This window comes from Nocardioides luteus (genome assembly GCF_000960475.2).
Classification (GTDB): Bacteria; Actinomycetota; Actinomycetes; order Propionibacteriales; family Nocardioidaceae; genus Nocardioides; species Nocardioides luteus_A.
The window spans coordinates 11147-24379 of sequence record NZ_JZDQ02000023.1; the positions used below are offsets into that span (position 1 = coordinate 11147).

General features: G+C 70.7%; 9 protein-coding genes. 8 read left to right on the forward strand and 1 reads right to left on the reverse strand.

Features of this window, described 5'->3' with window-relative positions; genetic code table 11:
• Positions 1-18 precede the first annotated feature (18 nt).
• The 8 genes from mftD to UG56_RS16555 all read left to right on the forward strand — a co-directional run bounded on the left by mftD (position 19) and on the right by UG56_RS16555 (position 12446).
• Positions 19-1245 carry a pre-mycofactocin synthase MftD gene (mftD, locus tag UG56_RS16520; RefSeq protein ID WP_045548910.1) on the forward strand — a complete coding sequence of 409 codons (1227 nt, stop codon included), beginning with the start codon at positions 19-21 and terminating at the stop codon, positions 1243-1245.
• Positions 1242-1913, forward strand: coding sequence for a mycofactocin biosynthesis peptidyl-dipeptidase MftE (gene mftE / locus UG56_RS16525; RefSeq protein WP_045548909.1), 672 nt, complete (start codon positions 1242-1244; stop codon positions 1911-1913). Before mftD ends, mftE begins: the two co-directional genes overlap by 4 nt.
• Positions 1910-2704: a mycofactocin-coupled SDR family oxidoreductase gene (locus UG56_RS16530; protein WP_071327140.1), complete on the forward strand. Its 795-nt coding sequence runs from the start codon at positions 1910-1912 to the stop codon at positions 2702-2704. Before mftE ends, UG56_RS16530 begins: the two co-directional genes overlap by 4 nt.
• On the forward strand, positions 2701-4101 hold the full coding sequence (mftF, locus tag UG56_RS16535) for a mycofactocin biosynthesis glycosyltransferase MftF (RefSeq protein WP_071327141.1): 1401 nt from the start codon (positions 2701-2703) through the stop codon (positions 4099-4101). Before UG56_RS16530 ends, mftF begins: the two co-directional genes overlap by 4 nt.
• A gap of 149 nt (positions 4102-4250) precedes the next feature.
• Positions 4251-5378 carry a sugar phosphate isomerase/epimerase family protein gene (locus UG56_RS16540; protein ID WP_045550073.1) on the forward strand — a complete coding sequence of 376 codons (1128 nt, stop codon included), beginning with the start codon at positions 4251-4253 and terminating at the stop codon, positions 5376-5378.
• Positions 5379-5564: 186 nt separating this feature from the next.
• Positions 5565-8870: a PQQ-dependent sugar dehydrogenase gene (locus UG56_RS16545; protein ID WP_045550072.1), complete on the forward strand. Its 3306-nt coding sequence runs from the start codon at positions 5565-5567 to the stop codon at positions 8868-8870.
• A 152-nt stretch (positions 8871-9022) separates the two neighbouring features.
• Positions 9023-9925 carry a formyltetrahydrofolate deformylase gene (gene purU / locus UG56_RS16550; RefSeq protein ID WP_143055072.1) on the forward strand — a complete coding sequence of 301 codons (903 nt, stop codon included), beginning with the start codon at positions 9023-9025 and terminating at the stop codon, positions 9923-9925.
• Between the two features lie 31 nt (positions 9926-9956).
• A complete protein-coding gene (locus UG56_RS16555) occupies positions 9957-12446 on the forward strand; it encodes a GcvT family protein (RefSeq protein ID WP_045550071.1) in 2490 nt (829 codons plus the stop codon).
• 70 nt (positions 12447-12516) lie between these two features.
• Here the strand turns inward: UG56_RS16555 and UG56_RS16560 are convergent, their stop codons facing one another.
• Positions 12517-13194, reverse strand: a complete 678-nt coding sequence (locus UG56_RS16560; protein WP_045550070.1) for a GntR family transcriptional regulator — start codon at positions 13192-13194, stop codon at positions 12517-12519.
• Positions 13195-13233 lie beyond the last annotated feature (39 nt).

Here is a 13233-nt window from a genome sequence, read left to right on the forward strand (position 1 = left end):
ACAGAAGCGAGAACGAAGATGCCCTGGAAGAACCCGTGGAAGCAGAATCCGTGGTTCGAGTCCGTCGCGGTGGCGCAGGAGCGTGCCCGCAAGCGACTCCCGAAGCCTGTGTACGCAGCGTTGCTGGCCGGCTCCGAGCGCGGCCAGACGATCGCGGACAACCAGCAGGCCTTCGCCGACCTCGGGCTCGCGCCGCATGTGGCCGGCCATCACGACAAGCGTGAGCTGTCGACCACGGTGCTGGGCCAGGAGATCGGGTTCCCGGTGATCATCTCGCCCACCGGCGTACAGGCCGTGCATCCGGACGGCGAGGTCGCGGTCGCGCGGGCGGCGGCGGCCCGGGGGACCGTGATGGGGTTGTCGAACTTCGCCTCGAAGCCGGTCGAGGAGGTCGTGGCGGCCAACCCGGCGACCTTCTTCCAGATGTACTGGACCGGTGACCGGGAGGTGATGATCCGCCGGATGCGCCGCGCGCACGCCGCCGGCGCGAAGGCGCTGATCGCGACCCTGGACTGGTCCTTCTCGATGGGTCGTGACTGGGGCAGCCCGGAGATCCCGGAGAAGGTCGATCTCTCCGCGATGCTCAGGTTCGCGCCGCAGGTGATGAGCCGGGGGAGATGGCTGGCGGCGTACGCCCGCAGCGGCGGCATCCCGGACCTGACCGCGCCCAACCTGGCCCCGATCGCCGACGACGGCAGCCTGGGGGAGCCGCCCACGTTCTTCGGCGCCTACTACGAGTGGATGACCACGCCGCCGCCGTCGTGGGACGACGTGGCCTGGATGGCGGCGACCTGGAAGGAGCTGAGCGGCGGTAAGCCGTTCATGCTCAAGGGCGTCTGTCGGGTCGACGACGCGCTGCGGGCGGTCGACGCGGGCGTGGACGCGATCTCGGTCTCCAACCACGGCGGCAACAACCTCGACGGCACCCCGGCCACGATCCGGGTGCTGCCCCCGATCGCCACCGCCGTGGGCGACCAGATCGAGGTCCTCCTCGACGGTGGCGTACGCCGCGGCTCCGACGTCGCCAAGGCACTCGCCCTGGGCGCCCGTGCCGTGATGATCGGCCGGGCCTACCTGTGGGGCCTGGGCGCCAACGGCCAGGCCGGCGTCGAGAACGTCCTCGACATCCTCCGCAACGGCCTCGACTCCGCCGTGCTCGGCATGGGCAAGGCCTCCGTCCACGAGCTCAGCCCCGAGGACCTGGTGATCCCAGACGGTTTCGAGCTGACCTTGGGCCGGCCGTGAGCCTCGTCGACCGTCCCTGGCCGGAGATCGTGCCGGGCGGCACGGTCCTGGTGCCGGTGGGCTCCACCGAGCAGCACGGCCCCCACCTGCCTCTCGACGTCGACACGGTGATCGCGACCGCGGTGGCCGACGAGCTCGCCCCGCTCATCGGCGCCTCCGTCGCACCGGCCGTGCCGATCGGCGCCAGCGGCGAGCATCAGTCGTTCCCCGGGACCATCTCGATCGGGACCGACGCCCTGACGACCGTGCTCGTCGAGCTCGGCCGCTCGCTGACCACCTGGGCCTCCCGGGTCGTCCTCGTCAACGGTCACGGCGGCAACCTGGACGCGCTGACCGCCGCCGTCACGATCCTCCGCGCCGAGGGTCGCGACGTCACTTGGGTGCCCTGCCAGGCTCCCGGCGCCGACCCGCACGCCGGCCGCACCGAGACCTCGCTCATGCTGCACCTGGCCCCCGAACGGGTACGCCTGCGGCGGGCCATCCCGGGCAACACCCGCCCGATCGCCGAGCTGCTGCCGCGGATGCGGGCCGGCGGCGTCGAGGCCGTCTCGGCCAACGGTGTGCTCGGTGACCCGACCGGCGCGAGCGCCGAGCACGGCAAGCACGTCCTCGAGGCGATGGTCGGCGGCGCCTACGACCGGCTCCGGATCGGCGCGGTGGCGCCATGAGTGCGGAGGCAGCGACCCGGGTCGCACTGGTGACCGGCGCGGCTCGCGGGATCGGCGCGGCCACCGTGCGCGGCCTGGTGGCCGAGGGCGTACGCGTCGTCGCGCTGGACTGGTGCGCCGGCGAGGACTCACTGGCGGGCTACGCCCAGGCCACGAAGGCCGACCTGGACACCCTGGTCGCCTCGCTCCCGGCCGGGTGGGTGGAACCGGTCGTGGGTGACGTACGCGACCCGGCGGCGCTGGCCACCGCGGTCGGTGCCGCGACCAACAGGTGGGGCCGGCTCGACATCGCCGTCGCCGCCGCCGCGGTGATCGCCGGAGGCCGCCCGCTGTGGGAGGACACCTCGCTCGACCTGCAGTGGCAGATCGACGTCGCCGGGGTCTGGAACACCGCCGCGGCCGTCGTCCCCGTGATGCTCGCCGGACCGGATCCCAGCGGCTGCCGGTTCGTCGCGCTGGCCTCCGCCGCGGGGTCACGCGGGCTGTTCCATCTCGCCGCCTACAACGCCGCCAAGCATGCCGTGGTCGGCCTGGTGAAGGGCCTGGCCGCCGACCTCGCCGGGACCGGGGTCACCGCCTGCGCCGTCTCACCGGGCTCCACCGACACCGCGATGCTGGCCGCGACCGCCGGCCTCTACGACGTCACCCCCGACGACCTCGCCGCCCACCAGCTCCTGCGTCGCCCGCTCACCCCCGAGGAGGTCGCCGCCACCGTCGTCCACGCCTGCTCCCGGGCGGGCGCCGTGCTCAACGGCTCGGACGTCGCCGCCGACGGAGGCTTCGGCGGATGACCGTGCTGCCCGACGGGTTCACGGTGCGGGTACGCGACGACGTACGCCTCCTCCCGACGCCCGACGGCGGCCTGTCGCTGATCGGCGGCTCCCCGCTGCGATCCATGCGCCTCACGCCGGCCGCCGCCGGCCACGTCAACGACCGGGAGGTGCGGGTCGGCGATGCGACCACCGACCTCATCGCCCGCCGCCTGCTCGACGGCAACCTCGCCGACCCCGTGGATCTGGCGCCGGTCGACCCGGCCGAGCTCACCGCCGTCGTCCCGGCCCACGACCGCCCCGAACACCTCGACCGCTGCCTGGCCGCCCTCGACGGCCTCAGCGTCATCGTCGTCGACGACGCCTCCCGCGACCCGGCCGCCATCACAGAGGTCGTACGCCGCCACCGCGCCACCCTCCTCACGCTGTCCGACAACCGCGGACCCGCCGGCGCCCGCAACGCCGGCCTCGCCAAGGTCACCACCCCCTACGTCGCCTTCGTCGACTCCGACGTCGCCGCCGACCCCACGATGCTCGCGCAGCTGGCCGGCCAGCTCGCCGACCCTCGGGTCGCGCTGGCGGGGCCGCTGGTCCGAGGACACACCGACAAGGCTCGACCGGCCTGGTTCGAGCGCCACGACGTGGCCGCCTCCTCGCTCTCGCTCGGCGCGAGGGCCTGCTCGGTCCGCCCCGGCGCAGCCGTCGGCTGGCTCCCGTCTGCCTGCCTCGTCGCCCGCAGCGCCACGCTGAGACAGGTCGGCGGCTTCGCCGACGACCTGCGCGTCGGCGAGGACGTCGACCTGGTCTGGCGACTGGTCGAGGCCGGACACGTGGTCCGCTACGAACCCGAGCTGGAGGCCGGACACGAGGTCCGCGGCACCGTCCGCGGCTGGCTCGGCCGCAAGCTCGTCTACGGCACCGGCGGCGCCGAGCTCGGCCGCCGCCACGGCGACGCGATCGCCCCGGCCGTACTCTCCCCGGCCATGGCCGCCGCCGGGGCCGCGATCCTCGCCGGCCGCTGGTGGTCGGCGCCCGCGGCGCTCGCCTCGCTGGTCTGGGGGAGTCGTGCCGTCGAGACGGCGCTCCCGGACGTACCCGGCCGCACCGGCCTCGCCCTCCGGCTCGCCACCCGAGGACTCGGCTGGTCACTGCGCCAGGAGTCAGCCCTCCTGCTGCGCCACTGGTGGCCGGTCACGCTGGTGGCCTGCATGCTCAGCCGCACCGTACGCCGCATGACCCTCGGCGCCCTCGTCGTCGACACGGCCGTCGCGTTCCAGGAGACCGAGGTCCGGCCCGCCACCCTGCTCGGCCGCCGCCTGGACGACCTCGCCTACGGAACCGGCCTCTGGCTCGGCGCCACGAGAAGCCGTTCCGGGCGATGTCTCGCCCCGCGGCTCGTGCGCCGGATACCCCGATAGACGACTTTCGAAAATTACTTTCAAACTTTCGCATAGTGAATGTGGACTATTGACGCGCGCTGAGATGAAACCGTAGGTTGACGTTCGCACAACGTGACACACGTCACAGTTGCGGCTCACTTGTGGCTTCACCCTCCGAAGGAGCACTGATGCGCAACCGTCCCACCCCTGCCGCGAACCACGAGGTTCCGGCTATCGCACGCAAGCTCGGGCTCAACCGTCGGCAACTGCTGGCGGCTACGACAGGCATGGCCGCGGCGGGAATCGCCCTCGGCGGTGTCCCTCTCGCCGGATCCGCTGCCGCCGACAACGCGCTGCTGATCCCCCGGCCGCGGCGCGGCATCATCCTCTACACGGTGCGGGACGCGATCAGCCGCGACCCCGCCACCAGTCCTTATGCCTCGGGGTTCAAGGCGGTCCTGGAAGAGCTCTCGACGATCGGCTACCGGCAGATCGAGTTCGCGGGCTTCAGCCAGCACGCCAACGCGCCCGGCGGCAACGTCAACACCGTCGAGGGCGCACACCTGCTGCGGATGTGGCTCGATGACAACGGCCTCGAGGCCGAGGGCAACCATGGGTCGGTCCCCACCACGATCACCGATGCTTCCCTGGCTGCGTTCGACGCGGCGTGCGAGGTCGCGAACATCTTGGGGATGAGGCACATCGGGACCGGAAGCGATCCCACCGGGTCGGCCTACCTGGCCGACTGGCAGGCCGCAGCCGATCGCTGGAACATCCTCGGAGAGCGCGCGGCCGGACACGGGCTCAAGCTCTACACGCACAACCACGACGTGGCGTACAGCTTCCTCCTGGACAGCGGACCGGCCGACGCGCTGGGCCGTCCCACCCGGTCGTCCGGGGTGCGCCGGCTGGAGTGGTTCCTGGCGAACACCGACCCGCGCTACGTCTCGCTGGAGATGGACATCTACTGGGCGCACGTCGCGCAGTTCAAGCACCACACCTACACCGCCCCCGACGGCAGCCTCGTCGAGGACCGCTTCGACCCGCTCGAGGTCGTCAAGTCCGCGCCGATGCGCTTCCCGCTCTTCCACGCCAAGGACGGCAAGAAGGACGAGACGCAGGCCAACGGCTATGTGATGGCCCCGTTCGGGGAGGGCGACATCGACTACCAGGCCTTCTTCGGCGACATGCCCGCACGGGGCTACCACAACCCGATGTGGGAGCAGGACACCGCGCCCGGCGGTGCCCTGAACCCCGGTCAGTCCCTCGCCTTCGCGAAGCTGAGCTACCAGAACATGGACGAGCTGCGCGGCTGACCGGCCGCCACCTCTCCCACCGCGTTCTGCCGGAGCGCGCCCTCACCGGGGCGTGCTCCGGCCACCGGCGTGCTCGGGCGCCCGCCTCTGGCTTCTTCCGCCCTCGTTCTCCAAGGAATCGTCATGCCCAGATACAGCTCAGCCGGCGGGGTACCCCGCCGTCGTGCCCGGCGATCACTCCTCGCAGTGACCTCCGGATTCGCCCTCGTTCTCGCCTCGGGGCTCGCCCTCGCGACGCCTGCTGCCGCCCATGACGGGGTCGACCACGGCACCGAGCCCGGGGCCGGTCTCGCCCTGGACTGGTCCAACTACGAGAAGGTCACGCTCACCAAGGACACCGGTGAGCCGATCGACATGGCCGTCCTGCCGGACCGCCGCGTGCTCACCACCGCGCGCAACGGCGACATCCGGCTCGTCGACCCCGATGCCGGTACGACCCGTGTGGTCAACACGATCGCGACGTACAACAACTCCGAGGACGGTCTGCAGACGATCACCCTCGCGCCCGACTTCGAGGAGTCGGGCTGGGTCTACCTCTACTACGCGCCGCGCACCATGACCGGCCCGTACCCGACGACCACGCCGTCGGGCTCGGCGCCCAACACGCTGCCCGCCGGCCAGACCGAGTCCTACTGGGACCAGTGGAAGGGCTACAACCAGCTCACCCGCGTGAAGTGGGACGAGGCCGCCGACAAGCTGGATCTCGCGACCGAGCAGGTGATCCTCAAGGTCGAGGTCCAGCGCGGTCAGTGCTGCCACGTCGCCGGTGACGTCGACTTCGACGACCAGGGCAACCTCTACCTGGCCACGGGCGACAACACCCCGGCAGGTACGCCGGGCGCGAACGGCTACGCGCCCAACAACGACGCCCCGGGCTACAACCCAGGCTTCGACTCCCGCCGTGGCGCGGGCAACACGAACGACCTGCGCGGCAAGATCCTGCGGATCGCGGTCCAGGAGGACGGCAGCTACACCATCCCCGACGGCAACCTCTTCGCCCCCGGGACGGAGAAGACGCGGCCGGAGATCTTCGCGATGGGTGTGCGCAACCCGTTCCGGATCGATGTCGACCCCGCCACGAACTCGGTGAGCTGGGGCGACTACGGCCCGGACGCAGGTGCTCCGAACCCGGATCGTGGCCCGATGGGGTACGTCGAGTGGCAGACGACCTCGATCGACAAGCCGATCAACGGCGGCTGGCCGTACTGCACCGGTGACCACTTCAACTACAACGAGTGGAACTTCGAGACCGCGACGCCGCGGGAGTTCTTCGACTGCGCCGCCGGTGCGAAGAACAACTCGCGCTGGAACACGGGACTCTCGACGCTTCCGCCGGCCACCTCTGCGACCCTCTACTACGGCGACAACAACACCCACCAGCCGTGGCCCGAGCTGACCGACTTCAGCCCGGCCGGCGGTCAGGGACCGATGGGCGGTCCGGTCTACCACTACGACGCGGACAACCCCTCGCCGACGAAGTTCCCCGAGTACTGGGACGGCAAGGCGTTCTTCGCCGAGTTCTCCCAGGACTACCTGGCCGCGTTCACCGTGGACTGGCCCAGCGGTCCGGTCTCGCACATCGAGCAGTTCCTGCCCAACACCGACCTCGAGACGAACCGGCAGCCGATCACCGACAGCCCGATCGACATCGAGTTCGGGCCGGACGGGTCGCTCTACGTCCTCGACTACGGTGACGGCTTCTTCCGTGCCAACCCGGACGCCGGGCTCTACCGGATCGACTACAGCGTCGGCAACAAGGCACCGCGCGCGGACATCGTCGCCGACCCCATCTCCAGCAGCTCGGCGCCGCTGACCGTCGAGTTCGACGGTTCGGGCTCGGTCGACCCCGAGGGCGGTGCGCTCACCTACGACTGGGACCTGGACGGCGACGGCACCTTCGACGCCACCGGGGCGACCACGTCGTACACCTACGACGAGCTCGGCCGCTACACCGCCCGGCTCCGGGTCACCGACGCCGAGGGGCGTCGTGGCATCACCTCGACCTCGATCAGCGTAGGCAACGTGGCGCCGACGATCGAGGTGTCCACGCCGGCCGAGGGTGGCTTCTTCGACTGGGGTCAGGCGGTGCCGTTCAAGGTGGCGACCGATGACGCCGAGGACGGGGACGCGACGGTGTGCTCCCGGGTGACCTGGACGTTCGGCCTCGGGCACGACGTCCACGCCCACCCGCTCAGCCAGGGGACCGGCTGCCAGTTCGCGATCCCGACTCCTGCCGACGCCACCGAGCACGGCGAGACGGAGAACATCTACGGCGTCGTCGTCATCGGCTACACCGACAACGGAGCCAACGGTGTGCCGGCGGCCCGTTCCGAGGTGTCGATGATCCTCAACCCGAAGTCGCAGGAGGTCGAGTGGGCCGACGCCTCCGAGGGTGTCGCCATCGCCCCGGACGAGACGGCGAGCGGCCTGCGGAAGGTCACCTCGCTCGATGCGGGTGACTGGCTCTCCTGGAAGCCCGTCAACCTCGCCGGCATCACCTCGGCGAAGCTGCGGGCCAGCGGCACCGGCACCGTGCAGCTGCGATGGGGATCGGCCGACGCGACGCCGTTCGCCTCGTTCGACGTCGACAGCCAGGACTGGTCCGAGACGACGTCCGACCTGACCGGAGCGCCGACGGGCAGCGGCGAGCTGTTCGTGACCTCCACCGGGGGCGTCACCCTGGACCGGATCAAGTTCGTCGGCGACGGCTTCGCCGACGTCACGCCTCCCACGGTCTCCGCGACGCTCGACCCGGCTCAGCCGACCGGGCAGAACGGCTGGTGGACGGGGAACGTGTCGGTGACGGTCACCGCGACCGACAACGGCACGGTCGCCTCGCGGCAGCGTTCGACCGACGGCGGCCAGACCTGGGAGAACGCGGCCAACCCGCTCACGGTCTCCGCGGAGGGCGTCACGACCGTGCACTACCGCGCGACCGACAACGGCGGCAACGTCTCCGAGGCCGGAAAGGTCGTGGTGCGGATCGACAAGACCGCGCCGCAGGTCGCGGTCGCCGGTGTCTCCGACGGCGCCGACGTCGGCAACTCCGGGGATGCGTCGTGGTCGGCCACCGACGCCACCTCCGGTGTCGGGTCCGTGGCCGCGACGCTGGACGGTGCCGCGGTCGCCGGCGACAAGCTCGCCCTGTGGCGGCTCTCGCTCGGCTCGCACACCCTCGAGGTCACCGCGACCGACAGGGCGGGACGTACGACGACGAAGAAGGTGACGTTCACGACCACCACCTCGCTGACCGAGCTCACCGCCCTGACCGAGCGGCTCGCCCGCTCCGGTGAGATCACGCCGGCCGGGGAGAGCGTCCTCGAGAAGCGTCTCAGCCAGGCCGCCAAGCACGTCGCCGCCGGACGGTACGCCTCGGCCCGGTCGCAGCTGCAGGAGTACGTCGACCTGGCGGCCAGCCCGGTCAACGTGACCGACGCCGACGCTCGTGCCGCGCTGCAGCGCGACGCCCGGGCGGTGATCAGCCAACTCTGAGGTGACTCTCCTGTGCGGGTCCAAGGGCGAAGGCCCTTGGGCCCGCACGGCCGTTCCGGGCGTACCGAAACCCTTGACGGAGCTCTGAGAGCCGTTCTACGATCATTCTGATATATGAGTTGTGTATCATTACCGGCATTCAGGAGCCCAGCATGACCATCAGTCCGCCAAGCTCGACCGCTGTTGCGTCCGTGGCGACCGTTCCGACAGCGACGACCAACGTGCTCACGCTCTCCTGTCAGGAGCGCCCGGGGATCATGCAGGCGGTCACCAGCTTCCTGTACGACCGCGGGTTCGACATCCTCGAGCACCAGCAGCACGACGACCGGATGGGGGAGCTGTTCTTCCTCCGGACCGAGTTCGCCGCTGTCGACGGGACGGATGTCGATGAGCTCACGGCCGCGTTCGGGCCGATCGCGGACCGGTTCGACATGTCGTTCACCTTCCACGACGAGCGCAAGCCGCGGCTGCTGGTGATGGTCTCCAAGTTCGGCCACTGCCTCAACGACCTCATCTTCCGGTGGCGCGGCGGGACCCTGGGTGCCGAGATCGCCGTCGTCGCCTCCAATCACGAGGACCTCCGGCCGATGGCCGAGGCGGCGGGGCTGGAGTTCATCCACATCCCGATCACGCCGGAGACGAAGCCGCAGGCCGAGCAGCGCATGCTCGACCTGGTCGAGCAGTACGACATCGACCTGGTCGTGCTCGCCCGCTACATGCAGATCCTCTCCGACGACCTCTGCCGTCAGCTCGAGGGCCGCGCGATCAACATCCACCACTCGTTCCTGCCCGGCTTCAAGGGGGCCAAGCCCTACCACCAGGCGCACGCACGGGGCGTGAAGCTCGTCGGGGCCACCGCTCACTACGTCACCGCCGACCTCGATGAGGGCCCGATCATCGAGCAGGAGGTCAACCGGGTCGACCACACCTACACCCCGCAGGCCCTGGCCCATGTCGGGCAGGACGCCGAGTGCCTCGCGCTCTCGCGCGCGGTTCGCTGGCACTGCGAGCACCGCGTCCTCATGCACGGCTCCAGCACTGTCGTGTTCCGCTGACCACCGACCCCCAGATCTCACGGAGAAGCTCATGACGTCCTCGCCCCGCACAGTCATCATCGGCGCCGGCATCGTCGGCACGAACCTCGCGGACGAACTCGTGTCCCGCGGGTGGTCCGACATCACGGTCATCGAACAGGGCCCGCTCGACCTGCCGGGTGGCTCGACCTCCCACGCGCCCGGTCTGGTCTTCCAGATCAACCCGTCCAAGACGATGACCTTGTTCGCCAAGTACACGGTCGAGAAGTTCCTGTCCCTGGAGAAGGACGGCGTGAGCTGCTTCAACCAGGTCGGTGGCCTCGAGGTCGCGACCACCGAGGCCCGCGTCGCCGAGCTCTACCGCAAGCTCGGCTACGCGAAGTCCTGGGGGATCGACGCCCGGGTCATCGGCCCCGCCGAGGTCAAGGACCTCTACCCGCACATCGACGAGTCGCAGGTCCTCGCGGGCCTGCACATCCCCACCGACGGCCTGGCCCGGGCGGCGCGTGCCGTCGACCTGCTCATCGAGCGTACGCGCGAGGCCGGGGTCACCTACCTCGAGCACACGGCGGTGACCGGGGTCCTCCAGGAGAACGGCCACGTCACCGGTGTGGAGACGACGAACGGTGTCGTCGAGGCCGACATCGTGGTCTCCTGCGCCGGGTTCTGGGGTGTCGAGGTGGGTGCGATGGCGGGCACCGCCGTGCCCCTCCTCCCGCTGGCCCACCAGTTCGTCAAGACCACGCCCGTCCCCGCCCTGGCCGGCAAGTACGAGGCGCCCGACGGTGCGGCCCTGCCGATCCTGCGCCACCAGGACCAGGACCTCTACTTCCGCGAGTGGGGCGAGGTCTACGGGATCGGCTCCTACGCCCACAAGCCGATGCCGTACGTCGCCTCCGATCTCGGCCCGACCCCGGAGCACGTCGACCACGACAACATGCCCTCCCGGCTCGACTTCACGCCCGAGGACTTCGAGGGCCCGTGGGACGAGTGCCGCAAGCTGCTCCCGTGCCTGCAGGAGGCGGAGATCGCGGAGTCGTCGTTCAACGGCATCTTCTCCTTCACCCCGGACGGCGGCTCGCTCGTCGGCGAGTCCCGTGACCTCGACGGCTTCTGGGTGGCCGAGGCCGTCTGGGTCACCCACTCCGCCGGTGTCGCCCGCGCGGTCGCCGAGGTGCTGACCACCGGACGCTCCGAGTACGACCTCGCCGACCTCGAGCTCAACCGCTTCGAGGAGACGCAGCTGGCCCCGGCGTACGTCAGCGAGACCTCGCAGCAGAACTTCGTCGAGATCTACGACATCCTGCACCCGCTGCAGCCCAAGGAGTCGCCGCGCAACATCCGGGTCAGCCCGTTCCACGCCCGCCAGGTCGAGCTCGGCGCCTTCTTCCTCGAGGCCGGGACCTGGGAGCGACCGCACTGGTACGAGGCCAACGCCGCCCTGCTGGACGAGCTGCCCGAGGAGTGGAAGTCGCCGACGCGCGACGACTGGTCGGCCCGCTACTACTCGCCGATCGCGGCCGTCGAGGCGTGGAAGACCCGCACCGCGGTCGCCATGTACGACATGACGCCGCTGCGCCGCCTGGAGGTCTCCGGCCCGGGCGCGGAGACGCTGCTGCAGCGGCTCACCACCGGTGACGTGAGCAAGAAGCCCGGCGCGGTGACCTACACCCTGCTCCTCGACGAGCAGGGCGGGATCAAGAGCGACATCACCGTCGCCCGTCTCGAGGACGAGCTCTACCAGGTCGGTGCCAACGGCACGGTCGACCTGGCCTACCTCCGCCGGGAGGCGCGCAGGCTGCGCGCCGAGAACCCCTCGCTCGCCGCCCACGTCCGCGACATCACCGGCGGCACCTGCTGCATCGGGCTGTGGGGTCCGCTGGCCCGGGACCTGATCGGCAAGGTCAGCGAGGACGACTTCACCAACGATGGTCTGAAGTACTTCCGCGGCAAGAGGGCCACCATCGGCGGGATCCCCGTCACGGCCCTGCGCCTGTCCTACGTCGGTGAGCTCGGCTGGGAGATCTACGCCTCCGCCGAGAACGGCCAGAAGCTGTGGGACGTGCTGTGGGAGGCCGGCCAGGAGCACGGTGTCGTCGCCGCCGGCCGGGCTGCCTTCGGTGCGCTCCGCCTGGAGAAGGGCTATCGGTCCTGGGGTGCCGACATGACCACCGAGCACGACCCGTACGAGGCGGGTGTCGGCTTCGCGGTGAAGACCGCCAAGGAGGACTTCGTCGGCAAGGCCGCGCTCGAGGGCCGCTCGGTGGAGACCTCGGCCCGCCGGCTCCGCTGCCTCACCATCGACGACGGCAAGTCCATGGTGCTGGGCAAGGAGCCCGTGCTGTCGGGGGAGACCGCGGTCGGCTACGTCACCAGCGCGGCGTACGGGTTCACGATCGGCAAGCCGATCGCCTACGCCTACCTGCCGGCCGAGATCGGCGAGGGCGACCAGGTCGAGATCGAGTACTTCGGTCAGCGGATCCCGGCCACGGTCACCCCGGAGCCGCTCTTCGACCCGAGCATGAGCCGCCTGCGCGGCTGACCGACGGGTCAGGATCGGGCGTCGGCCGCGGGTGGGCCGGCGCCCGATCCGTGTTTTCAGCAGGGCGCGGTCAGAGGACGCGCCGGACCGCCGTGGCGAAGCCGTCGATGTGCTCGCGGGTCAGCCGCTCGGCGCGCTCGGCGTCGCCGTCGGCGATGGCGTCCAGGAGCTCGGCGTGCTCGGCGATGTGGGAGGCCAGGTCGGGGAGCTTGTCGACGACCAGGCACCAGATCCGGGTCGCCAGGTTGTCGTAGCGGATCAGCACGTCCTCGAGGTGCTTGTTGCCGGTCGCGCGGTAGATCAGCCGGTGCACCGACATGTCCAGACGCATCAGCGTGGCCCGGTCCTCGCCCGACCCGTCGAGGGTGCGAACCCTCGCGGCCATCATGCGCAGCTCGGCCCGCATCGGCTCGGTGGCGGCCGTCGCCGCCCGGTGGGCCGCGAACGGCTCGAGCTGTTCGCGCAGGTCGGAGATCGCGCCCAGCTCGGTGACGTCGACGGCCGTCGCGAACGTGCCCCGCCGCGGGTAGGAGACGACGAGGTGATCGGTCTCCAGGCGCTTGAGGGCCTCGCGCACCGGGGTGCGGCCGAAGCCGAGGGACTCCGCGAGCCTGCCGTCGTTGATCGGCTCGCCCGGCCGGATGTCGAGCATGATCAGCAGGTCCCGGATGCGCTCGTAGGCGGCGTACGCCAGGGAGGTTGGCGGCGCGCCGACCGTCGGCCGGACGGGCGTCTGAAGGTCGGTCATCCGATGTCACCGCTTTCTTTGATCTGAACCGTCTGGTCT